Source organism: Brevundimonas sp., assembly GCF_046293315.1.
Taxonomy (GTDB): Bacteria; Pseudomonadota; Alphaproteobacteria; order Caulobacterales; family Caulobacteraceae; genus Brevundimonas.
The window spans coordinates 84,790-109,007 of sequence record NZ_JBKBPF010000001.1 but is presented as its reverse complement, the minus strand read 5'-3'; the positions used below and the strand labels follow the sequence as shown (position 1 = coordinate 109,007).

Annotated in this window: 18 protein-coding genes; 10 read left to right on the top strand and 8 right to left on the bottom strand. The window is 69.2% G+C overall.

The annotated features are described in order from the left end of the window. Window positions 1-46: 46 nt before the first annotated feature. Together ACK4SE_RS00460 and ACK4SE_RS00455 are read left to right on the top strand one after the other, a co-directional pair. Entirely contained in the window at window positions 47-811 is a 765-nt protein-coding gene (locus ACK4SE_RS00460; protein ID WP_409687136.1) for a FadR/GntR family transcriptional regulator, read from the top strand. A 148-nt stretch (window positions 812-959) separates the two neighbouring features. Continuing rightward, on the top strand, window positions 960-2,747 hold the full coding sequence (locus tag ACK4SE_RS00455; RefSeq protein WP_409687133.1) for an IlvD/Edd family dehydratase: 1,788 nt from the start codon (window positions 960-962) through the stop codon (window positions 2,745-2,747). Window positions 2,748-2,777: 30 nt separating this feature from the next. On the opposite strand, the gene ACK4SE_RS00450 is transcribed toward ACK4SE_RS00455, so the two are convergent. After that, the gene (locus tag ACK4SE_RS00450) at window positions 2,778-4,352 is read right to left on the bottom strand and encodes a sodium/sugar symporter (RefSeq protein WP_409687130.1); all 1,575 of its coding nucleotides are present in this window, start codon (window positions 4,350-4,352) and stop codon (window positions 2,778-2,780) included. A gap of 180 nt (window positions 4,353-4,532) precedes the next feature. Here ACK4SE_RS00450 and ACK4SE_RS00445 point away from each other — a divergent pair, with 180 nt between their 5' ends. Together ACK4SE_RS00445 and ACK4SE_RS00440 are read left to right on the top strand one after the other, a co-directional pair. Next, window positions 4,533-5,324, top strand: coding sequence for an IclR family transcriptional regulator (locus ACK4SE_RS00445; RefSeq protein WP_409687127.1), 792 nt, complete (start codon window positions 4,533-4,535; stop codon window positions 5,322-5,324). A 140-nt stretch (window positions 5,325-5,464) separates the two neighbouring features. After that, window positions 5,465-7,252, top strand: coding sequence for an IlvD/Edd family dehydratase (locus ACK4SE_RS00440; protein WP_409687124.1), 1,788 nt, complete (start codon window positions 5,465-5,467; stop codon window positions 7,250-7,252). Between the two features lie 4 nt (window positions 7,253-7,256). On the opposite strand, the gene ACK4SE_RS00435 is transcribed toward ACK4SE_RS00440, so the two are convergent. From ACK4SE_RS00435 to ACK4SE_RS00405, 7 genes are all read right to left on the bottom strand, one after another. Continuing rightward, the gene (locus tag ACK4SE_RS00435; RefSeq protein WP_409687121.1) at window positions 7,257-8,120 is read right to left on the bottom strand and encodes an SMP-30/gluconolactonase/LRE family protein; all 864 of its coding nucleotides are present in this window, start codon (window positions 8,118-8,120) and stop codon (window positions 7,257-7,259) included. After that, window positions 8,120-9,562 (bottom strand): aldehyde dehydrogenase family protein, encoded by a 1,443-nt coding sequence (locus ACK4SE_RS00430; RefSeq protein WP_409687118.1) that lies wholly within the window; start codon window positions 9,560-9,562, stop codon window positions 8,120-8,122. The genes ACK4SE_RS00435 and ACK4SE_RS00430 overlap by 1 nt, the downstream gene beginning before the upstream one ends. Window positions 9,563-9,682: 120 nt before the next feature. Next, a complete protein-coding gene (locus ACK4SE_RS00425; protein ID WP_409687115.1) occupies window positions 9,683-11,191 on the bottom strand; it encodes a sugar porter family MFS transporter in 1,509 nt (502 codons plus the stop codon). A gap of 49 nt (window positions 11,192-11,240) precedes the next feature. After that, window positions 11,241-11,999, bottom strand: coding sequence for an SDR family NAD(P)-dependent oxidoreductase (locus ACK4SE_RS00420; RefSeq protein WP_409687112.1), 759 nt, complete (start codon window positions 11,997-11,999; stop codon window positions 11,241-11,243). Further along, a complete protein-coding gene (locus ACK4SE_RS00415; RefSeq protein WP_409687109.1) occupies window positions 11,996-13,159 on the bottom strand; it encodes a fumarylacetoacetate hydrolase family protein in 1,164 nt (387 codons plus the stop codon). Before ACK4SE_RS00415 ends, ACK4SE_RS00420 begins: the two co-directional genes overlap by 4 nt. A 118-nt stretch (window positions 13,160-13,277) precedes the next feature. Further along, entirely contained in the window at window positions 13,278-14,330 is a 1,053-nt protein-coding gene (locus ACK4SE_RS00410) for a LacI family DNA-binding transcriptional regulator (RefSeq protein ID WP_409687106.1), read from the bottom strand. A 51-nt stretch (window positions 14,331-14,381) separates the two neighbouring features. Further along, on the bottom strand, window positions 14,382-15,233 hold the full coding sequence (locus ACK4SE_RS00405; RefSeq protein WP_409687103.1) for an LD-carboxypeptidase: 852 nt from the start codon (window positions 15,231-15,233) through the stop codon (window positions 14,382-14,384). 77 nt (window positions 15,234-15,310) lie between these two features. Here ACK4SE_RS00405 and murC point away from each other — a divergent pair, with 77 nt between their 5' ends. From murC to glk, 6 genes are all read left to right on the top strand, one after another. Further along, complete coding sequence (murC, locus tag ACK4SE_RS00400; RefSeq protein WP_409687100.1) at window positions 15,311-16,708, top strand: UDP-N-acetylmuramate--L-alanine ligase; 1,398 nt, start codon at window positions 15,311-15,313, stop codon at window positions 16,706-16,708. A gap of 120 nt (window positions 16,709-16,828) precedes the next feature. Further along, entirely contained in the window at window positions 16,829-18,790 is a 1,962-nt protein-coding gene (locus ACK4SE_RS00395; protein ID WP_409687098.1) for a TonB-dependent receptor, read from the top strand. A 150-nt stretch (window positions 18,791-18,940) separates the two neighbouring features. After that, window positions 18,941-20,392, top strand: coding sequence for a glucose-6-phosphate dehydrogenase (zwf, locus tag ACK4SE_RS00390; RefSeq protein ID WP_409687095.1), 1,452 nt, complete (start codon window positions 18,941-18,943; stop codon window positions 20,390-20,392). A gap of 195 nt (window positions 20,393-20,587) precedes the next feature. Further along, entirely contained in the window at window positions 20,588-21,289 is a 702-nt protein-coding gene (gene pgl / locus ACK4SE_RS00385) for a 6-phosphogluconolactonase (RefSeq protein ID WP_409687092.1), read from the top strand. 19 nt (window positions 21,290-21,308) lie between these two features. After that, window positions 21,309-23,198 (top strand): phosphogluconate dehydratase, encoded by a 1,890-nt coding sequence (gene edd, locus ACK4SE_RS00380; RefSeq protein WP_409687862.1) that lies wholly within the window; start codon window positions 21,309-21,311, stop codon window positions 23,196-23,198. Beyond that, window positions 23,198-24,187, top strand: a complete 990-nt coding sequence (gene glk / locus ACK4SE_RS00375) for a glucokinase (protein WP_409687089.1) — start codon at window positions 23,198-23,200, stop codon at window positions 24,185-24,187. The genes edd and glk overlap by 1 nt, the downstream gene beginning before the upstream one ends. Window positions 24,188-24,218: the final 31 nt, after the last annotated feature.

The following is a 24,218-nucleotide window of genomic DNA, read 5'->3' as shown; positions in this document are numbered from 1 at the left end:
CGACCACGCCCATACCTGAATACCGAACGGAACGAGACAGCCGCCCATGGCGCCCGAAAAGAAACCCAGAACCGGGGGTGACCGGCGCATCAGCAAGCCCGTGCGCAGCCCGGCCCGAATCCATGGCGTGATCGCCCACGACCTGGGCGTGGCCATCGTCTCGGGACAGTACAAGCCCGGCGAAATTCTCCAGAACGAGATCGACTTCTCGGAGCATCTGGAGGTGTCCCGCAGCGCCTATCGCGAGGCCATCCGCATCCTCGCGGCCAAGGGACTGGTGGAGAGCCGGCCCAAGACCGGGACGCGGGTGAACCCGGAGGCGCGCTGGAACCTGCTGGACCCGGACGTGCTGGCCTGGTCGTTCGAGACCGAGCCCAGTCCCTCCCTGGTCAAGGGCCTGTTCGAGCTGCGGCTGATCATCGAGCCGGCCGCCGCCGCCCTGGCCGCCCAGCGGCGCAGCCCCGAACAGGTGACCCGCATGCGCGAGGCCCTGATGGCCATGGAGCGCCACGGCCTCAACACCGAGGAGGGCAAGGGCGCGGACCGCGAGTTCCACGCCACCATCCTGGAGGCCACCGACAATCCGCCCCTGCTCAGCCTGGCCAGCACCATCGGCGCGGGCGTCCGCTGGACCACGGTCTACAAGGAGCGGAAGAAGGAACTGCCGCGCGATCCCATGCCCGACCACTGGAAGGTGTTCGACGCCATCGCCTCGGGCGGGCCGGAGGCGGCGCGCGCGGCCATGACCGAACTGGTGGAGATGGCCCTGCACGACACGGCCCGGGCCCTGCAGCAGCGCCCGCGGGCCTGATCGCCGTTCATTAGGCACTTGTCCGACTATTGAGACGCGTCTATTTGTCCGACTAATACGGGCGTTGTTCGGAGACCACCGGTCGCCATCGGCCCGGCGCGTTTCCCCTCGCCCCCGGTTCGCCGGCGGCCCTGACCGACAGGCCCGAATGACCAAGCCCCTCCGCTCCCGTCTTTGGTTCGACAACCCTTCGAACCCGGACATGACGGCGCTGTATCTGGAGCGTTACCTGAACTACGGCCTGACGCTGGAGGAGCTGAGGTCGGGCAAGCCGATCATCGGCATCGCCCAGACGGGCTCGGACCTGTCGCCGTGCAACCGCCACCATCTGGAGCTGGCCCAGCGGGTGCGCGAGGGCATCCGCGAGGCGGGCGGCATCGCCCTGGAGTTCCCGGTCCATCCGATCCAGGAGACGGGCAAGCGCCCCACCGCCGGGCTGGACCGCAACCTGGCCTATCTGGGGCTGGTGGAACTGCTGTACGGCTATCCGCTGGACGGGGTGGTGCTGACCATCGGCTGCGACAAGACCACGCCGGCCTGTCTGATGGCGGCGGCCACCGTGGACATCCCCGCCATCGCCCTGTCGGTGGGGCCCATGCTGAACGGCTGGAACAAGGGCCAGCGGGTGGGCTCGGGCTCCATCATCTGGACCGCCCGCGAGATGATGGCCCGCGGCGAGCTGGACTATGAGGGCTTCATCGAGCTGGTGGCCACCTCGGCCCCGTCGGTGGGCTACTGCAACACCATGGGCACGGCCTCGACCATGAACAGCCTGACCGAGGCGCTGGGCATGAGCCTGCCGGGCTCGGCCGCCATCCCGGCGCCCTACCGCGAGCGGGGCCAGATGGCCTACCGCACCGGCCTGCGCATCGTGGACATGGTCAAGGAGGACCTGAAGCCGTCGGACATCCTGACGAAGGACGCCTTCCTCAACGCCATCGCCGTCAACTCGGCCATCGGCGGCTCCACCAATGCGGCGGTGCACCTGACCGCCCTGGCCCGGCACGCGGGGGTCGAGCTGCCCCTGAAGACCTGGCAGGACCACGGCCACCACATCCCCCTGCTGGTCAATCTGCAGCCGGCGGGGACCTATCTGGGCGAAGACTTCCACCAGGCCGGCGGCGTGCCGGCGGTGGTCGCCCAGCTGATGAGCCAGGGCCTGATCCGCGAGGATGCGCCCACGGTCAACGGCCGCTCCATCGGCGAGAACTGCAAGGGCGCGGAGATCGTCCTGCCCGACGTGATCCGGCCGTTCGGGACGCCGCTGATGGCCGAGGCGGGCTTCGTGGTGCTGTCGGGCAATCTGTTCGACTCGGCGGTGATGAAGACCAGCGTCATCTCGCCCCGGTTCCGCGAGCGCTATCTGTCGGACCCCAACGACCCCGAGGCCTTCGAGGGGACCGCCGTCGTGTTCGACGGGCCGGAGGATTACCACCACCGCATCGACGATCCGTCCCAGGGCATCACCGAGCGCTCGGTGCTGGTGATGCGCGGCTCGGGCCCCATCGGCCATCCCGGCGCGGCCGAGGTGGTCAACATGCGCCCGCCCGCCCACCTGATCAAACAGGGGATCACCGCCCTGCCCTGCATCGGCGACGGCCGTCAGTCGGGCACGTCCGGATCGCCGTCGATCCTGCACGCCTCGCCCGAGGCGGCGGCGGGCGGGACCATCGCGGTGCTGAAGACCGGCGACCGCATCCGGGTGGACCTGAACACGTCAACCGTCACCCTGATGGTCCCCGACGAGGAGATCGCCGCGCGCAAGGCGGCGCTGGAGGTCGCCGGCGGCTATGCCTATCCGGCCTCACAGACCCCCTGGCAGGAGATCCAGCGCGGCCTCACCGGCCAGCTGGAAACCGGCGCCACCCTCGAGAACAGCGTCAAATACCACCGCATCGTCGACACCATCGCCCGCGCGCCAAGGGATAATCACTGACGCGGCGGCGGGGTCAGACGCGGACCCGGCTCACCACCAGATGGAATAGACCAGGATCAGGAAGGCGATCACGCCCACGCCCGCCAGATTGAAGGCGGTGGAGGTGCGGAAGCTGATGCCGTCCAGCTGGACCTTGAGGGCTGAAGCGGGGGCCGGGCGCAGCAGGGACACCCCCACCGCCAGCGCCAGGGCGATCAGGAACACGATCCCGACCCGGTTCATGAAGGGCATGACCAGCAGGCCCTCGTTGTTCAGCCACCACATCACGCCCGACAGGAGCACCCCGCCGATGGCGGCGGCCAGGGCGCCGGCCTCGGACGCGCGGCGCCAGAACATGCCGAGGATGAAGATCACCACGATGGCCGGGGTGAAGAAGCCGGTGAAGTCCTGGATGAACTGGAACGCCTGATCGAAATTCCCCAGCAGCGGCCGGGCCACCAGGGCGCCGATCAGCATGGCCGCCGCCGCCGACAGCCGGCCCACGGTGACCAGATGATGCTGGGACAGGTTCGGGCGCGCCTTGGCGTACAGGTCGAGGGTGAAGATGGTGGAGATGGAGTTCACCAGCGAGCCGAGAGTGGCGATGATGGCGGCCACCAGGGCGGCGAACACCAGCCCCTTCAGACCGGTGGGCAGCAGGGCCATCATGGTAGGATAGGCCTGATCCGGACGCGTCAGGTCGGGCGCCAGCACCAGCGCGGCCAGACCGGGCAGCACCACGATCAGCGGCATCAGCAGCTTGAGATAGGCGGCGAAGGCGATGCCCTTCTGGGCCTCGTCGATGCTGGAGGCGGCCAAGGCCCGCTGGATGATGTACTGGTTGAAGCCCCAGTAGCTCAGATTCATGATCCACATGCCGCCGATCAGCACCGACAGGCCCGGCAGGGCTGCATAGTGCGGGCTGTCAGGCGAGAGGATCATGTCGAACTTCTCGGGGAACTCGGTGGTCAGGCGCGCGAAACCGTTCAGCACCCCGCCGTCGCCGCCGATCTGGTTCAGGGTGATGACGGCGATCACCAGACCGCCCGCCACCAGCAGGGCCACCTGCACCGCGTCGGTCATGGCCACGGCCTTGAGCCCGCCCCACAGCTGATAGACCAGGCCGAACGCGGCCAGACCGAACAGGGCGAGGGTCTGGTCCACGCCGGTCACGGTGGTGATGGCCAGCGAGCCCAGCCACAGGATCGAGGTGATGTTCACGAAGACGTAGAGCACCAGCCAGAACACAGCCATGACACTGCGGATCTTCGCGCCGTACCGCTGCTCCAGAAACTGGGGCATGGTGACGATGTTGTTCCTGAGGAAGATGGGCAGGAAGAACTTGCCCACGATCAGCAGGGTCAGGGCCGCCATCCATTCATAGGAGGCGATGGCAAGGCCGATCACATAGCCCGATCCCGACATGCCGATGATCTGTTCGGCCGAGATGTTGGCTGCGATCAGAGAGGCGCCGATGGCCCACCACGGCAGGCTTTTCGAGGCCAGGAAATAGTCGGTGGTGGTCTTCTGCTCGCCGGGCCGGTCGCGCGAGACCCACTGGGCCAAGGCGAAGATACCGACCCCGTAGAGGGCCAGAAGGATCAGATCGATCGGCGCCAGCGTCATGAATGTCTCCCCCGACGGGCCGTTGAATTCGGCCGCTGAAGCAAGGGCTACGACATCCTCAAGCCCTACGCAATGAAAGTCATTTCATATATGGTTTGATCGGGCGACGCGGGCTAAGAAGCGGCGCGGACGGCCTTCTATCGGGGTGACGGCGGCGCTAAGACTTGGGGGAGAGTCAGCTTGATCGGGGAAGCCATGCCGCCGCTGGAAGAAGAGCTCGAGGAGCGCAAATACCGCGCGCCCGCGCTCGAAAAGGGCCTGGACGTGCTCGAACTGCTGTCCAGCCACGGACGGCCCATGACGCCGTCGCAGATGTCGGTGACGCTCAAGCGCTCCGTGTCCGAACTGTTCCGGATGATCCAGGTGCTGGAGTTCCGGGGCTACATCGAACAGTCCCCCGAGGGCTATCGCCTGACCAACCGCCTGTTCACCCTGGGCATGGCCCAGGCCCCGGTGAAGTCGCTGGTGGAAGCGGCCATGCCGGCCATGCGGACCCTGGCCGAGACCACGGTTCAGTCGTGCCATCTGGTGGTGCCCAGCGAGACCCAGATCGTGGTGGTGGCCCGCGTCGAGAGCCCCGGCGACCTGGGCTATTCTGTGCGCATCGGCTATCGCCGCAACCTGATCGAGGCCACCTCGGGCCGCATGTTCTACGGCCTGGCCTCGCCGGCGGGACGGGCCCGGCTGGAAGAGGTGCTGCGCCGCCTGCACGGTGATGCGATGTTCGACGCCTTCGCCGAGGAGTCGGACGCCACGGCGGTCAAGGGCTACGCCCAGCGGGCCAGCGACTTCGTCAGGGGCGTCACCGATCTGTCGGCGCCGGTGATGGGATCTGACGGCATCATCGCCACCCTGATCACCCCCTTCATCGAGCACACCACGGTGGGCTGCGACATGGCCACGGCCCTGATCCATCTGCGCCGCGCCGCCGCCGCCATCTCCGCCGACATGGGCTCCGCGTCCCAGGCCTGAGACGGGTCTGGCGCGGCGCAGGCGGCGTCGGGCTTGCGGCTCGATGTTTTCGCATGCGATAAGTTCTTCACGAATGAAAGGTCGGGGTTTGCGCTCCGGCGTCCCCGCCCCGCTGTGGGCCCGCTGAAGACTGTCGCTTTATGACCAAGCCCCTCCGCTCCCGTCTTTGGTTCGACAACCCTTCGAACCCGGACATGACGGCGCTGTATCTGGAGCGTTACCTGAACTACGGCCTGACGCTGGAGGAGCTGAGGTCGGGCAAGCCGATCATCGGCATCGCCCAGACGGGCTCGGACCTGTCGCCGTGCAACCGCCACCATCTGGAGCTGGCCCAGCGGGTGCGCGAGGGCATCCGCGAGGCGGGCGGCATCGCCCTGGAGTTCCCGGTCCATCCCATCCAGGAGACGGGCAAGCGCCCCACCGCCGGGCTGGACCGCAACCTGGCCTATCTGGGGCTGGTGGAACTGCTGTACGGCTATCCGCTGGACGGGGTGGTGCTGACCATCGGCTGCGACAAGACCACGCCGGCCTGTCTGATGGCGGCGGCCACGGTGGACATCCCCGCCATCGCCCTGTCGGTGGGGCCCATGCTGAACGGCTGGAACAAGGGCCAGCGGGTGGGCTCGGGCTCCATCATCTGGACCGCCCGCGAGATGATGGCCCGCGGCGAGCTGGACTATGAGGGCTTCATCGAGCTGGTGGCCACCTCGGCCCCGTCGGTGGGCTACTGCAACACCATGGGCACGGCCTCGACCATGAACAGCCTGACCGAGGCGCTGGGCATGAGCCTGCCGGGCTCGGCCGCCATCCCCGCGCCCTACCGCGAGCGGGGGCAGATGTCCTATCGCACCGGGCTGCGCATCGTGGACATGGTGAAAGAGGACCTGAAGCCGTCGGACATCCTGACGAAGGATGCGTTCCTGAACGCCATCGCCGTCAACTCGGCCATCGGGGGGTCCACCAATGCGGCGGTGCACCTGACCGCCCTGGCCCGGCATGCGGGCGTCGACCTGCCCCTGAAGACCTGGCAAGCGCACGGTCACCACATCCCCCTGCTGGTCAATCTGCAGCCGGCGGGGACCTATCTGGGCGAGGACTTCCACCAGGCGGGCGGCGTGCCCGCGGTGGTCAACCAGCTGATGGGCCAGGGGCTGATCCGCGAGGACGCGCCCACGGTGAACGGCCGCTCCATCGGCGAGAACTGCAAGGGCGCGGAGATCGTCCTGCCCGACGTGATCCGGCCGTTCACAGACCCCCTGATGGCCGAGGCCGGCTTCGTGGTGCTGTCGGGCAATCTGTTCGACTCGGCGGTGATGAAGACCAGCGTCATCTCCCCCCAGTTCCGCGAGCGCTATCTGTCGGACCCGAACGATCCCGAAGCCTTCGAGGGGACCGCCGTGGTGTTCGACGGGCCCGAGGACTATCACCACCGCATCGACGATCCGTCCCAGGGCATCACCGAGCGCTCGGTGCTGGTGATGCGCGGCTCGGGCCCCATCGGCCATCCCGGCGCGGCCGAGGTGGTCAACATGCGCCCGCCCGCCCACCTGATCAAACAGGGGATCACCGCCCTGCCCTGCATCGGCGACGGGCGGCAGTCGGGCACGTCGGGGTCGCCGTCGATCCTGCACGCCTCGCCAGAGGCGGCGGCCGGCGGGACCATCGCGGTGCTGAAGACCGGCGACCGCATCCGGGTCGACCTGACTGCCTCCACCGTCACCCTGATGGTCCCCGACGACGAGATCGCCGCGCGCAAGGCGGAACTGGAGGCGGCCGGCGGCTATGCCTGTCCGGCCTCACAGACCCCCTGGCAGGAGATCCAGCGCGGCCTCACCGGCCAGCTGGAAACCGGCGCCACCCTCGAGAACAGCGTCAAATACCACCGCATCGTCGACACCATCGCCCGGGCGCCAAGGGATAATCACTGACGCGTCAGGTCAGGCGGATCTGGTTCTGGGGCAGGCCGGGGGTGTCCACGCGGACGCGGAAGAGGCCGCCGGCCATGGGCTGTGTGGCGCGGGTCTGCGCATCCTGACCCAGCCAGGCGGTGGTGCAATAGAGGGTTTTCAGGTCGTCATCGCCGAACGCGGCCTTGGTCACGGCTGAAACGGGAAACGCGATCTTGCCCAGGTACTGGCCGTCATGCCCGTATCGTCCCACGCCCCAGCCGCCGAACAGGCCCACATGCAGCACGCCCGCCGAGTCCACCGATGGACCGTCAGCGTAGCCTTCGGCGGTGGTGGCGAACAGGCGCTTGTTGGTGATCGCGCCGTCCGCGTGGTCGAAGGCGTAGACGGCCTTGTCCAGGGTGTCGTGGTGGTAGAGAACCCTGCCGTCCGGGCTCAGGGCCGGGCCGTTGCTGACGCCGTAGCCGTCGTCCATGAGTGTCAGCTGACCGGCCGCCCAGCGGTACAGGGCGCCGGTCTTCTGCTGTTCGGAATCGTCCATGGAGCCGAACCACAAGGAGCCGTCCGGGGCGACGAAGCCGTCGTTCAGGCGGTTCTGCGGGCGGTCTTCCTCCACCGGCTGGAGGAGGGAGAACGCGCCCGTGCCCACGTCGAACCGGTAGAGCCCGCCGTGCACGCCGCAGATCAGCGAACCGTCCGAGGCCGGCAGGGCGAAGCCGATCTGGTCCGGGGCGGACCAGCTTTGCTTGCCCCCGTCATCGACGCCGTAGCGGTTCAGGGTCCGGCCCTTGATGTCCACGAACCAGACGCAACGCCGGGCCGCGTCCCACACCGGCCCCTCGGCCAGTTCGGCCTTGAGGTCCCAGATCAGCTCGGGCGTCGACACCATCAGCTCCAGGAGTAGGCGGTCTTGGTCTGGGTGAAGAACTCCACCGCCGCAAAGCCCTGCTCGCGCGGGCCGTAACTGGACTTCTTCGAGCCGCCGAAGGGCACGTGATAGTCCACCCCTGCAGTCGGCAGATTGACCATCACCATGCCGGCGCGGACGTTGCGCTGGAAATCGCGGGCGTGCTTCAGGCTGGTGGTGACGATGCCGGCGGACAGGCCGAACTCGACGCCGTTGGCGATCTGGAGCGCCTCCTCATAGGACTTGACGCGGATGGTGGAGGCGACGGGGCCGAACACCTCTTCCTGATTGATGCGCATGTCGGCGGCCGTATCGGCGATCAGGGTCGGCTGGACGTACCAGCCGGGCTTTTCCATCTGCAGGCGGTCGCCGCCGGTGACGATGCGGCCGCCGTCCCCCTTGGCCACCTCGATGTAGCGGTAGGAGGTCTCCATCTGGTCCTCGCTGACGGCGGGCCCCATCTGGGTCTGCGGGTCCAGGGCGTCGCCGACGCGCAGGGCCTTCACCTTTTCCGCCAGGGCTGCGACGAATTTGTCGTGGATGCCGTCCTGCACGATCAGGCGCGAGGAGGCGGTGCAGCGCTGGCCGGTGGCGAAGAAGGACCCGTCCAGGGCGATCTGCACCGCCCGGTCCAGATCCGCATCGTCCATGACCACCAGGGGGTTCTTGCCGCCCATCTCCAGTTGCACCCGGGCCTGACGCTTGACCGCGCCCTCGGCCACGCCGGCGCCGACGCCTTGCGAGCCGGTAAAGCTGATGGCGTCCACGCCGGTGTGATCGACGATGGCCTGGCCCACGCGGCCCCGGCCGATGATCATGTTGACCACGCCCTTCGGCAGGCCCGCCTCATGCAGGATGGCCACCAGCGCCTCGGCGGTGGCCGGGGTCTGGCCGGCGGGCTTGATCACCACCGTGTTCCCGAAGGCCAGGGCCGGGGCCATCTTCCAGGCCGGGATGGCGATGGGGAAGTTCCACGGCGTGATCAGGCCATAGACGCCCACCGCCTGACGGTAGGTCTGGACCTCCACGCCCGGGCGCGTCGACATCAGGTTCTGACCGTGCAGACGCAGGGCTTCGCCGCCGAAGAACTTCAGGATGCGGGCGGCGCGGGCGGTCTCGCCGATGCCTTCGGCGAGGGTCTTGCCCTCTTCGCGCGACAGCAGGCGGCCCACCTCCTCGCGGCGCTCCATCAGAATGTTGGACGCCTTGTCCAGCACGTCGGCGCGCACCTCGGGCGAGGCGTCGGCCCAGCCGCCGAAGGCCGCGCGCGCGGCGTCCACCGCCGCATTGACCTCAGCGTCGCCGCCATCGGGGACACGGGCCACCAGATCGCGGGTGTCGGACGGGTTCAGGCTCTCGGACGGCCGGTCCGTCGAAACCTTCTCGCCGTTGATCCAGTGGGACAGTTCGAGGGTATCGGACATGGCGTGTCTCCTGTTTGGTCCGGGCCGGGGAGGGCGCGGGCCTTAAGTCATTCCAAAATCAGGCAAGGGCCGAACGACGAATTCGTTCGGCCCCGCCCGCTTGTGTCGATAACCGGCGGCTCAGCCGGTCATCTGCTCCAGCTCCTTGCCGCGGGTCTCGTGGACCAGGGCCAGGACAAAGAAGACCGAGACCAGGGCGCTGACGGCGTAGAAGCCGTAGGTCAACGTCAGGCCGATGCCGGCGGCCATGATCGGGAAGCTCATGGTGATGCCGAAGTTGGCGATCCACTGGGCGAAGCCCGAAACCGCCAGGCCGGAGCCGCGGATCTGGTTCGGGAACATTTCACCCAGCATGACCCACATGACCGGGCCCCAGCTGAAGTTGAAGAACATCACATAGATATTGGCCGCCACCAGCGCCAGCAGACCCATCCCCGGCGTCAGGTCGAGGAAGCTGGAGGACAGGGTGGTCTGGGCGTCATAGACCGTGCCGTTGTTCAGCGCCGTACCCGCTTCCAGCACCGTGCCCGAAGCCATGAAGGTTCCGGTGGAGAACGCGTAGGCCACCAGCCCCAGGGTGATGGCCATGCCCACCGAGCCGATCAGCAGCATGGGCTTGCGGCCCAGCCTGTCGATCACCAGCAGGCCCGCGATCACCGCCGCGATGGACAGGGCGCCGGACAGTACATTGATCATCAGGGCGTCGTTTTCGCTCAGCCCGACCGACTGCCACAGCACCGCGCCGTAGTAGAAGACGATGTTGATGCCCACCAGTTGCTGGAACACCGCCAGGCCGATGCCGGCCCAGACGATCATGCGGATGCCGCCCTTGTTGCGGTCGATCAGGTCCGACAGGCGCGGCTTGTGATCGGCCGTCAGGGACTGTTGGATTTCGGCGACCTTGAGGCCGGCGGCCTTCGGTCCGAACAGGCGGGCCAGAACCTCGGTGGCCTTCTCGTGCTTGCCTTTGATGACCAGGAAGCGGGGGCTTTCGGGGATCAGGAACAGGGCGAAGAAGAAGATGACCGCGGGGATCAGCTCGATCCAGAACATCCAGCGCCAGGTGGTGAAGCCCAGCCAGAACTCGGCGGTCGATCCGCCCGCTGTGTTGGCCAGCAGGTAGTTGGCCAGGAACGAGAAGAAGAGGCCGGAGATGATGGCGATCTGCTGGATCGTGGTCAGGCGGCCGCGCATGTGCGCCGGAGCGATCTCGGAGATGTAGGCCGGAGCCATGACGCTGGCGGCGCCCACGGCCAGCCCCCCCAGAATGCGGTATATGACGAACTCGGTGGAGGTGCCCGCGATGCCTGAGCCCCAGGCGCTGACGATGAACAGCACCGCCGCAACGATCATCATGGTGCGACGGCCCCAGACGTCGGCCGCCCGGCCCGCGAAGGCCGCGCCGACCGCGCAGCCCAGCAGCATGGAGGCAACGTTGAAGCCGGTGCCCACCGCTTGGGAATCGAAGGCCTGGCGCAGGCCTTCCACGGTGCCGTTGATGACGCCGCTGTCGTAGCCGAACAGAAAGCCGCCGATCGTCGCCACCAGCACGGTGAGGATGACCAGCCCCATGTTCGTTCGCTCGAGTTCGGCCGAGGGCGGAGCCCCCGCCTGATTCAGATCCGTCATGCCTCAATCCTCCCGATGGGGTTCTCCCGACCCCGGTTGAGACGCCCGGCTATCGCCAGCCTGCGTCCACGAAATACTCATGCCCGGTGATCGCGCGGGCGTCTTCCGAAGACAGGAACAGGGCCATGGCGGCGATGTCCCTGGGTTCGATCCTCAGCGTCAGGCACTGGGCCGCCACGATCTCGGCCTCGCCTTCCGGCGTGTACCATTTCATCTGGCGTTCGGTCTTCACATTGCCGGGCACGATGCAGGCGACGCGCACGCCGTCCGCCCCCCATTCGCGGGCCAGGGCGCGGGTCATGCCCTCGATGGCCGCCTTGGCTGTCTCGTAGAGCGACAGGTCCGGCAGACCCAGATGCCAGGAGATGGAGCCCAGGTTCAGGATCACGCCCCTGCCCCGTCGGCGCATGGCCGGGGCAACCGCCTGGGCGGCGAAGAACTGGTGGCGCAGGTTCACCGCCATGCGCTCGTCCCAGTAGACGGGCGTGACGGCCTCGGCCTGGTGACGATCGTCATTGGCGGCGTTGTTGATGAGCACGTCCACCTCGCCGTGCTCCGCCTCGATACGGGCGAAACAGGTCTTCAGCGCGTCGAGATCGGTCAGGTCGCAGGGCAGGAAAACCGGTGCGGGAGCCTGTTTCGCAAGGCGCGCCTCCAGCGCGCGGGACGGCGCCTCGGCGATGTCCAGAAACACGACGCGCGCGCCCTGCCGGACATAGGCCTCGGTCATGCCTTCGCCGATGCCCGAACCGCCGCCGGTGATCACAACCAGCCGGTCCTTGAGAGAGGGATAGATGGCTTCGCTCACCGCGCGCCTCCAAGCAGGCCGCGAGAGGCCAGATTACGCATCAGTCCGGAGACCCCCAGGGTCCAGGGCGGGGCCTGGTCACAGGTGGTCACCTTGTTGTCCAGAACCCCCAAGCGGGGCGAGGACACCCGAACCCGATCGCCCGGCTTGTGGGTGAAGCCGCCGCCGGGCGCATCGCGATCCTCGATGGGGGCGAACATGGTGCCCAGATAGAGGATGAGGCCGTCGGGGTACTGGTGGTGCCTGCCGATGGTCTGACCGACCAGATCCACCGGATCGCGGCTGATCAGGCTCATGGAGCTTTCGCCCTTCATGACGAAGCCGTCCTCGCCGACCACCTCCAGCGAAATGGTGGCCTGACGCAGGTCGTCCAGGGTGAAGGCGTCGTCGAACAGGCGGATGAACGGGCCCAGCGCCGCCGAGGCGTTGTTGTCCTTGGCCTTGCCCAACAGCAGGGCCGAACGTCCCTCGATATCGCGCAGGTTGACGTCGTTGCCCAGGGTCGCGCCGAGGATGCGGCCGGTGGCATCGCAGACCACCGCCACCTCGGGCTCGGGGTTGTTCCAGGCGGAGTCCGAGCGCACGCCCACATAGTCGCCCCAGCCCACCGAGGACAGGATCGGGGCCTTGGTGAAGATCTCTGCGTCCGGGCCGATGGCGACCTCCAGATACTGGGACCACAGGCCGTCGGCGATCAGGGCGGTCTTGAGGGCGGCGGCCTGCTCCGAGCCAGGCTTAACGGCCGACAGGTCGGCGCCCACCTTGTCCTTCAGCGCCTTGCGGATTTCGTCGGCGGCGGCGGCGTCGCCCCGGGCGCGCTCCTCGATCACCCGCTCCACGGCCGAGACGGCGAAGGTGACACCCGACGCCTTGACGCATTGCAGGTCCACCGGCGACAGCAGTTTGATCGCGCCGGGCGAGGGCTCGTCCCAGACCGTGGCGAAATCCATGTCGGCCAAGGCGCCGAGATCGCCGCCTTCGAAGGCGGCGAGGTCATCGGCGCGGGCCAGCGCGTCGGCGCAGGTGGGGGCGAAACCGGAGATGTCCTGAACCCGGCCCTTGCGGACGCGGATGGGCGTCGGGCCTTCGGGCAGTTCGATCCGTCCGATCAGGGTCGCGGCGTCCCAATCCGCCGCAAGGCATTCAACAATACTGGTCATTTCCCCCGCCGTCGCGTGAGGTGGGCGAGCCCACCGGCGCGGTCGTTTCTGTTAGCGGTAACATCAAAGGGCTGACCGCCGGTGTCAAGAGCCATCACGCGGCGGCCCGATCAGGCGGTCAGGCGGCGGTCGGCGCGGGTCCGCAGGAGTCACGCACGACCAGGGTGTGCAGCACCAGCCGGTCGACAGGCGCGTCGCCGCGCGCCTGTCCCCGCCCCCGGATGTCCTCGCTGAGGATGCGCACGGCGGCCTCGGCCATCTCGGCCACCGGCTGGCGCACGGTGGTCAGCTCGGGCCAGACGGCGGTGGCGATGGAGGTGTCGTCGAAGCCGACCACGGTCAGCTCGCCCGGCACGTCCAGCCCCTTGCGGTGGGCGGCGGTCAGGACGCCCGCGGCCATGTCATCGTTGGAGGCGAAGATCGCCGTCGGGGGCCGTCGCGCCGACAGCAGGCGCTCGGCGGCCTCGAGGCCCGAGCGATAGGTGAACTCGCCCGCCTCGATCAGGGCCGTGGCGGCGGGGTCGGCGGCGCGCATCTCGGTCTCGAAGCCCAGCAGGCGCTCGGCGCTGGCGGTCTGGTTGGGCGCGCCCTTGATGAAGCCGATGCGGCGGTGGCCCAGCTCCAGCAGGTGCCGGGTCATCTCGGCGGCGGCGGCGAAGTCGTCGATGCGCACGGCGCTGGCGTCCGAGCGGAAGCGCCCGGCAGCCACAGCCACCACGGCCACGTCGCCGTCCTTCAGCTCCGACAGGGCAGCGTAGGATTCCCCGTGGGGCGGCGGCAGGATCACGCCCGAGGCCCCGCCCGCGATCAGGCGGCCCACGGCGGCGCGCTCGCTGTCGGGGTTGGGGTCGCACTTCTCGATCAGCAGCAGGGCGCCGGTCTTCTGGGCGCCGTCCAGGGCCCCGACCAGGAACTCGCTGAGATAGCCGGCCGACGGGTTGGAGTAGAGCAGGCCGATGCGTCCGCCGCCCTGACGAGCCAGGCTTCGCGCCGCCGCATTCGGCGCATAGCCCAGAGCGTCCACCGCCTTCTGGACCTTCTCGCGGGTGGCGTCCTTGACCCCGGGGGCCGCGTTCATGACCCGCGACACGGTCATGGGCGAGACCCCGGCGTGACGCGCCACGTCATGGATGGTGACGGCGCCCTTTCTGTCCTTGCGGGAGTCGGCCAAGCCTGCTCGCCCCTTCAAATCACGATGTCCCCTGATCGACCCTGGAACGGCTCAGGTCAACGGTCCGAAGGGAACGACACGGTTGGCGGAATCGTGGCCGATGTCGGCCCGGCCCAGATAGGGAATGCCCGACCGGTCGCACCAGTAGCGCACGATCTGCTCCGAGGTCAGGCCGAAGTCCGGGTCGTTGGGGGTGACGTCGCTGATCCGGCCCAGGCGGATGCCCGCGACGCGGCGGATCGCGGGCTGGCCGGTGATGTGGAACATGGCCCGGTCGGTGCGGTAGTCCGCCTCGCCCACCTCCTCCAGCATCAGGACGTGGCCGGTCAGGTCCGGCTCCAGCGCCGTGCCCAGAAGCTGGCTGAGGATGGTGATGTTGAACGCGGCCGTGGGCGCGCCGCCGCTCAGGACGCCGGGCTCCAGCGCCGCCTTGTCGCGCCGCACCAGCCAGTCGAGGGCGCGGGCGAAGGCGATCTTGCCGTCGGAGCGGCGCAGGTCCTGCACCATCGGCCCGTGGAACACCTGCTCGAACCCCAGCCGGTATAGCCCGGCCAGGATCGATCCGGCGTCGGAATAGCCCATGTATGTCTTCTTGCGCGCGTGCGCGCTGACCCCCGCCATCACCGCCTCGGCGATGCGGCAGGAGCCATAGCCGCCCCGGGCGAACCACAGGGCGTCGTGGGTCGGGTCGTTGGCGATCTCCAGAAAAGCCTTCGCCCGGCTGGCGTCGTCGCCCGCGAAATGGCCGTGCTTGCCGAAGGACGCGGGGTGGAACTTCAGTTCGACCGAGCCCTCGGGATGCAGCGCGCGCACCATCGCCTGCGCCTGCTCGGCGGTCTCCCGATCGAAGCGCGAGCTGGCGGCCACGACGCCGATGCGGAAGGGCTTGTCGGGGCTGGCCATATTCTGTCGCGCAATCCTCTGGCGGACCCGCCGGTCCATGCTAGTCAGGCGCTTCAAGCCTTCGGGGTTCGCGGCGCATGAATCAAGACCAGTCCTATTTCTTCTGCGGCGTCGGCGGCTCGGGCATGCTGCCGCTGGCCCTGATCGTGAAGGCGCGCGGGGCCGCTGTGGAAGGCTCCGACCGGGCGCTGGACCAAGGCCGGACGCCGGAGAAATTCGACTGGTTGCGCGGCCAGGGCTTCACCCTTCACCCCCAGGACGGGTCGGGCGTGCGCGCCGGTCAGGTGGTGGTGGCCACCGGGGCGGTGGAGGACACCGTGCCCGACATCCGCGCCGCCAAGTCCGCGGGCGCCCGCATCCTGACCCGGCCCGAGCTGCTGTCGGAGCTGTTCAACGGGGCCGGGACCAGCGTCGGGGTGGCGGGCACCAGTGGCAAGTCCACCATCACCGGCATGATCGCCTGGATCCTGCACCGGGCCGGGCGCGAACCCACGGTCATGAACGGCGCGGTGATGAAGAATTTCGTCCGGCCCGACCAGCCCTTCGCCAGCGCCCTGATCGGCGGGCCGGACCTGTTCGTCAGCGAGGTGGACGAGTCCGACGGCTCCATCGCCCGCTACGAGCCCACTGTGGCCGTGATCTCCAACGTCTCGCTGGATCACAAGTCCATGGACGAGCTGCGCGCGCTGTTCGGCGGCTTCGCGGGCCGGGCGACGACGGCGGTGCTGAACCTGGACGACGCCGAGACCCCTGCCCTTGCGAAACAGGCCAGGGCGACGATCACCTTCGCGCTCGATCATCCCGAAGCCGATCTGCGCGCCGAGAACCTGGCCCCCACCGCTGCCGGCATGACCTTCCGCCTGATCGAGACCGACGGCGCGGCCCATGACGCGGCGCTGCGCGTACCGGGGGCGCACAATGTCGCCAATGCGCTGGCGGCCGTCGGCGCGGTCAAGGCGCTGGGCGTGTCGGTCGCTGACGCCGTGGCGGCGCTGGGCGACTTCTCCGGCATCCGCCGTCGTCTAGAGGTGGCCGGTCAGGCGGGGGGCGTGACCGTCATCGACGACTTCGCCCACAACCCGGACAAGATCACCGCCACCCTGAACACCCTGCACGCCTTTCCCGGCCGCCTGCTGATCCTGTTCCAGCCCCACGGTTTCGGCCCGCTGAAGCTGATGAAGGCCGAGTTCATCGACGTCTTCGCCCGACTGATGAACCCCGACGACGTGCTGCTGATGCCCGAGCCGGTCTATTACGGCGGCACCACGGACCGCAGCGTGGGGTCCGGCGACATCGCGGGCGGGGTGACGGCGGCGGGCCGCCATGCGGAGGCCCTGCCGGACCGGGCGGCCTGCGGCGAACGCCTGATCCAGGTGGCCCGCCCCGGCGACCGCATTCTGGTCATGGGCGCCCGGGACGACACCCTGTCCGAGTTCGCCGCCGACCTGCTGAAACGGCTCGACGCCGGGGTTTGAGGGAACGCCCGCACGTTCCATCTGTTCGACAGGTCTCTTTCACATCCAGCCTTCCCGCCGGAGCCCGTCATCTTTCAATCCGACGTCCCGCCCGCCCCGCCCGTCACCCTTGACGAGATCGTGGTCACCGCCGCGCGCCTGCCGCCCGCCGCGGGCGACGCCGCCTTTGCGGTGATCCGGCTGAGCCAGGACGATCTGGAGGCGAGCCAGCGGGTGGACGAGGCCCTGACCGGCGTGCCCGCCGTGTCGCTGTTCCGCCGCACATCCAGCCTGTCCGCCAACCCCACCACCCAGGGCATATCCCTGCGGTCCATCGCGCCGTCGGGGGCGGGCCGCACGCTCGTGACCCTGGATGGCGTGCCGCTGAACGATCCGTTCGGGGGCTGGGTGATCTGGTCGCAGCTGGCGCCGGAATCCCTCGGCAGTCTGGACATCGTGCGCGGCTCGGGCGCAGGCCCCTACGGCGCCGGCGCCCTGACCGGGGTGATCGTGCTGCGCGAGCGCGAGGCCGGCGGCGTGCTGGACGCCTCGCTGGCCGAGCGCGGCGGCGCGCGCCTGTCCGGTTCGGGATCGCGCGGCTTCGGGCGGCTCACCCTGACCGCTTCCGGTCTTTACGAGCACAGCGACGGCTATGTGCCGGTGCGCGGCTCGGAACAGGGCGCGGCGGATACGCCCACGGATCTGGAAAGCCTGGGCGGCGCCCTGCGCGCCGACTGGGCCGCCACCGACGACATCGCCGTCTCCGCCCGCGTCGGCGCCTGGGAGGACGAGCGCGGCGCCGGGCTGGATGGGGCGCGGGCGGTCTCCAGCGGCCAGATCTACAGCCTGACGGCGGCGCGGCAGCCCACCGCCGACCGGCTGGGCTGGCGGGCGCAGGTGTGGCGCCATGACAGCGATCTCGCCAACACCTTCGTGGCGGTGAATCCGGACCGGTCCGGCACGACGCTCTCCAACAACCAGTACGCCACACCGGCCACCGGGCTGGGCGCCAATCTGGCCCTGCGCCGCGCCACCGACCGCTGGGGCGGATCGCTGGAATGGGAGGTGGGCGCCGACGTCCGCACCACCGAGGGCGAGGCACGCGAGGTGAACGCGTTCGGCCGCCAGCGGATCGCGGGGGGCGAGACGCTGATCGCGGGCGCCTATGCCGAGGGCTCCTGGACGGGCGGGCCGTGGCTGGTCGCCGGGGGCCTGCGCGCCGACCGGTGGAGCAACGAAAAAGGCCGCCGACTGGAAACCAACACGGTGACGGATGTGGTGTTGCTGGACCAGCGCTCGCCCGACCGCGACGGCGAGGTGGTCAGCGCCCGTCTGGCGACGCGGCGCGATCTGGGCGGCGGCTGGGCGGCGCGGGCGGCGGCCTACACCGGCTTCCGGCCCGCAACCCTGAATGAACTGCACCGGCCCTTCCGCGTCGGCAACGACATCACCGAGGCCAACCCCGAGCTGGAGCCCGAAGTGCTGCGCGGCATCGAGGCGGGTCTGGCGTGGAGCGGCGGCGCGGTCGATCTGACGGCCACGGTGTTCCACAACGAGATCGAGGACGCCATCGTCAACGTCACCATCGGCGAGGGCCCCGGGACTTTCCCCGTGGCCGGGTTCGTGCCTGCGGGCGGCGTGCTGCGCGAGCGCCGCAACTCCGGGACCGTGGAGGCCACGGGCGTCGAGGTGGAGGCGCGCTGGCGGCTCGAGACCGTGACCCTGTCCGGCGCCCTGTCGGCCACCGACGCCCGCATGGACGGCGGGACCGACGCGCCCCAGCTGACCGGGCTCCGTCCCGCCCAGGCGCCCATCTGGAGCGCCACCGCCGGGATCGACTGGCGCGCCACCGAGCGCCTCGGCCTGTCGGCCCGCGCCCGCTACGAGAGCCGCCGCTTTGACGACGACCTGAACAGCCGCGCGCTGGATCCCGCCCTGGTGCTGGACGCCCGGGCGGAATGGCGGGCGAACACGCGCACCGTTCTGTACCTGGCCGCCGACAACCTGTTCGACGAGGATGTGCAGGTCGCCCGCACCGGCGACGACGTGCCCGGCTATGGTCCGCCGCGCACCCTGCGCGCGGGGCTGCGCCTCACCTACTGACGCCGCTGGAGTGAAATCTTGCGCCGCGGGCTCCCGGAAACCGGTGTCAGCGCATAAACTGATGTTTCAATCCGGATTGGTCCGGTTGGCGCGGGCGCGGAAATCCCCCAAGACGGATCCATCCACGCAACTGGGGAAGGTGAGGCGCGAATGCCGACGCTCGTTCTGTTCGGCGGAGGCGGCGATCTGGCGCTGCGCATGCTGCTGCCGTCGCTGTACTTCCTTGAGCACGATGATCTCCTGCCCGAGGGGCTGAAGGTCGTCGCCGCCGCGCGCAGCGAGGAAAGTCGCGACGCCTATCTGGCCAGCGTACGCGAATGGGTCCAGCCCCGCGCCGAAAGCGACGGCCAGTGGAGCGTCAAGGCCTTCGATCGGTTGGCGAAGCGGATCGACTACCTGGCCATGGACGCCACCGATCCCGACAGCCTGACCGCGCTCAAGGAAAAGGCGGGGACCGAGGACATAACCTACTTCCTGGCCGTGTCGCCGTCGCTGTACGCCCCCATCGTCAATGCGCTGAAGGCCATCGACATGACCGGGCCCACGACCCGCATCGTGCTGGAAAAGCCCGTCGGGCGCGACCTGAAGACCTTCCGCGAGATCGACCAGTCGGTGGCCGCCGCCTTCACCGAGGACCAGGTGTTCCGCATCGACCACTATCTGGGCAAGGAGACGGTCCAGAACCTGATGGCGCTGCGCTTCGCCAACGTCATCTTCGAGCCCCTGTGGAACAACCTGTCCATCGACCACGTGCAGATCACCGTGGGCGAGACCACCGGCGTGGGCGACCGCTGGCCCTATTATGACGAGTACGGCGCCCTGCGCGACATGCTGCAGAACCACATGCTGCAGCTGCTGTGTCTGGTGGCCATGGAGCCGCCGTCGGACATGGACCCGGACTCGGTGCGCAACGAGAAGGTCAAGGTGCTGCGGTCCCTGCGCCCCATCACCAAGGCGGCGGCCAGGAAGGTCACCGTGCGCGGCCAGTACACGCCCGGGACCGTCGAGGACCAGGCAGTCAAGGGCTATGAGCAGGAGCGCGGTCAGGCGTCGGACACCGACACCTTCGTCGCCCTGCGCGCCGACATCGACAACTGGCGCTGGGCCGGGGTGCCGTTCTTCATGCGCACCGGCAAGCGCATGCCCGACAAGCGGACCGAGATCGTCATCCAGTTCAAGCCGGTCCCCCACTCCATCTTTGACGGCGACGGGCGCGGCGACATCGTCGCCAACCGCATGGTCATCGCCCTGCAGCCGGATGAGGACGTGTCCCTCTCGGTGATGAACAAGGCGCCGGGGCTGGACGCCAAGATGCGGCTGCAGCCGATCCGCATGTCGCTGTCGTGGGGCATGGAGGGGGCCAACGCCCGCCCGCCGCGCCGCCGCATCGCCTATGAGCGGCTGCTGATGGACGCCCTGAACGGCGATTCCACCCTGTTCGTGCGCCGCGACGAGGCGGAAAAGGCGTGGGAGTGGGTCGACGGCGTCTCGGCCGCCTGGCGCGCCGCCGAGATCAAGCCCGAGACCTATGAGGCGGGAACCTGGGGGCCCTCAGGCGCCTTCGATCTGATGAGCCGAAACGGACGGGCGTGGAATGAGTAGGATGCAGGAGCATGAATCCCTCTCCCTGTGGGAGAGGGCTGCGCGCACGGATGCGAACGCATCCGTCCTTCGCGCGCAGGGTGAGGGTTCGGTTGTTGTTCCTTCGCGCACCCGCCCCTCATCCCCCGCGCGAGTACCTTCGCGCTACGCGCTACGGTGCGCGGGTTCCCCCTTCTCCCAATGGGAGAAGGCCGCATGACCGTCACCATCGAAGTTTTTTCCTCCGCCGACGACTGGTCGGAAGCCTGCGCCGAACGCCTGGCCAGTGCGCTGAGTGAAGGTCTGTCGACAAACAACAAGGCCCTGTTCGCCGGGGCGGGCGGATCGACGCCGTCGCCAATCTATCAGCGTCTGGCCCAGGCCGATCTGGACTGGTCGAAGGTGGCCGTCACCCTGGTGGACGAACGGCATGTGCCGGAAAGCTCGCCGGACTCCAACGCCCGGCTGATGCGCGAGACCCTGCTGACCGGCCCGGCCGCCGCCGCGCGCTTCATCCCCTTACACCACGCCGCGGCCACCGTGGACCGGGCCGCGGCCCTGGCCGCCCGCGCGCTGGAGGCCGAGGGGCCGCTGGACGCCGTGCTGCTGGGCATGGGCGAGGACGGGCACATCTGCTCCATGTTCCCGGGCAGCCCGACCCTGAAGACCCTGCTGACCACGGCGCTGGAGCCCGCGGTCTTCGGCGTGCCGCCCGGGCGCGACGGCATGGCCCCGCCGCAGGAGCGGATCAGCCTGAACATCCCGTACCTGGCCCGCGCCCGCCGCGTGGTGCTGGCCCTGACCGGCGCGAAGAAGCGCGCGGTGTTCGAGGCCGAGGCGACGGGCGATCCCGCCGTCCAGCCCATCGCCGCCCTGATCGCGAGCGGCGCCCCTCTCGAGGTCCTCTGGACAGAGTAAGCTGATGCCCCCGAATCCTGTGCCCCTGAACCCCGTCACCGCCGCCGTCACCCAGCGGATCATCGACCGCAGCCGCGAGACCCGCGCGGACTATCTGCGCCGCATGGACTGGGCCGCCGGGAACACCCCCGGCCGGGCCAAGCTGTCCTGCGCCAACTGGGCCCACGCCTTCGCCGGCGCCCCGGTCAAGGACAAGCTCAACGCCATGTCGGGCAGCCAGCCCAATGTGGGCATCGTCACCGCCTACAACGACATGCTGTCGGCCCACCAGCCGTTCGAGCGCTTCCCCGACATCGTGCGCGAGGCGGCGCGCGCGGCCAACGCCACGGCCCAGGTGGCGGGCGGCGTCCCGGCCATGTGCGACGGCGTCACCCAAGGGCGCCCCGGCATGGAGCTGTCCCTGTTCAGCCGCGACGTCATCGCCATGTCCACCGGCGTGGCCCTGACCCACGACGCCTTCGACGCCGCCCTTTGTCTGGGCGTCTGCGACAAGATCGTGCCGGGCCTGTTCATGGGCGCGCTGGCGTTCGGCCATCTGCCCGTGGTGTTCGCCCCCGCCGGACCCATGCCGTCCGGCATTCCCAACGCCGAGAAGGCCCGCGTCCGGGCGCTGTATGCGCAGGGGAAGGTGGAGCGTCAGACGCTGCTTGAGAGCGAGATCGGCAGCTACCATTCGCCGGGCACCTGCACCTTCTACGGCACCGCCAACTCCAACCAGATGATGATGGAGCTGATGGGGCTGCACCTGCCGTCGACCGCCTTCGTGCACCCGGAGACAGGCCTGCGCGACGCCCTGACGGCGGCGGCGGCGACGCGGGCGGTGGAACTGGCGCGCGAGGGCCGGAGCCGCATGGCCGACGTCATCGACGAGAAGGCCATCGTCAACGGCATCGTCGCCCTGCTGGCCACCGGCGGCTCCACCAACCACGCCATCCATCTGGTGGCCATGGCGCGCGCGGCGGGGGTGCTGATCAACTGGACCGACATGGACGAGCTCTCGTCGGTCACGCCCCTGCTGGCGCGTGTCTATCCCAACGGCTCGGCCGACGTGAACGCGTTCCAGGCGGCGGGCGGGGTGGCCTTCGTCACCCGCGAGCTGGCCCGGGCAGGATATCTGCACAGCGATGTGACCACCATCATGGGCCGGGGCATCGAGGCCTATTTCCAGGAGCCCATGCTGGAGGACGGCGTGCTGGTCTGGAAGGACGGGGTGAGCGAGACGCTGGATCCGGAAATCCTGCGCCCGGCCTCGGACCCGTTCCAGAAGGACGGCGGCCTGCGGCTGGTCAAGGGCGCGCTGGGCCGGGCGGTGATCAAGGTCTCGGCGGTCAAGCCGGAGAACCGGATCGTCGAGGCCCCCGCCGCCGTGTTCGACAGCCAGGAGGACGTGCTGGAGGCGTTCAAGGCCGGGCAGCTGGACCGCGACGTGATCGTGGTGCTGCGGTTCCAGGGGCCCAAGGCCAACGGCATGCCCGAGCTGCACAGCCTGTCGCCTGCCCTGTCGGTGATCCAGGACCGCGGGTTCAAGGTGGCGCTGGTCACCGACGGCCGCATGTCCGGCGCCTCGGGCAAGACCCCCGCCGCCATCCACCTGAGCCCCGAGGCGCTGGACGGCGGCGCTTTGGCCAAGGTGCGCGACGGCGACGTCATCCGGCTGGACGCCGAGAGCGGGGTCTTAACCGTGGTGGGGGCCGACGGCTTCGAGGACCGCCCCCTCGCCCCGCGGCCGCAGGCCTATGCCGAGGGTTCGGCCTGGGGCTACGGCCGCGAGCTGTTCGCTGCGTTCCGCCATGTGGTGGGGGCGGCGGAGGACGGCGCCTCGGTCTGTTTCGACTTCGCCACCGGCGGGCCCGCGCGTGAAGATACCCCGCCCGATCCCAACCTCGTTGACCGCACGGTGGACGCCTGATGATTCCGTCCAATCCGGCCCGCACCGATGACCGCACCCTGCTGGTTGGCGACGTGGGCGGCACCAACGCCCGCTTCGCCATCGCCCGCTGGAGCGACGGCCGCCCGGTGCTGGAGCACCACGAGAGCGTTCTCGGGGCCGACTATCCGACCTTCCTCGAGGGCGTGCGGGCCTTCATCGACGGCTGCGAGGTCAAGCCGACCGGCGGCGTTATCGCGGTGGCGGGTCCCGTCACCGACGGCGCCATCGACCTGACCAACTCGCCCTGGCAGGTGTCGGAGGCCGAACTGGCGACCCTGGGCCTGAACCCCGTCCGCCTGATCAATGATTTCGAGGCCCTGGCCTGGGGCGCGCCCATCGTGCCGGGCGACTGTCTGGAACGCCTCGGCGGGCCCGAACAGGGCGACGCCCATTCGGCCATCGCGGTGCTCGGCCCCGGCACAGGCTTCGGCGTGGCCGGACTGGCGCGGGACATCCACGGCAATGAAATGGCCCTGCCGTCCGAGGGCGGCCACGCCTGTTTCGCCCCGGGCGACCCGGTCGAGGACGAGATCCTGCGCATCCTGCGTCGCCGCTACGACCGGGTCTCCATCGAGCGCCTGATCTGCGGGCCGGGCCTGCTGAACATGCACCGGGCCCTGGCCGAGATCGACGGGCGCGAGAGCCACATCGACGATCCCGCCGAGATCACCCGCGCGGCGCTGGAGGATCCGAACAGCGCGTGCGGCGCCACCCTGGCCCGGTTCTGCGCCATTCTGGGGGCGGCGGCCGGGGACATCGCCCTGACCATGGGCTCGCGCGGCGGGGTCTATATCGCCGGCGGCATCGCCCCGCGCATCCTGCCCTTCCTGAAGGCCAGCCCCTTCCGCCAGCGCTTCGAGCGCAAGGGCCGGTTCAAGGACTACATGGCCGACATCCCCACCTGGGTGATCACCCACAGGCACGCCGCCCTGCTGGGCGCCGCACGGGTCGCCTTCGCCGAGGAATGACAGCCCTTTTCCCGCCCGCGCATTGCTCTAT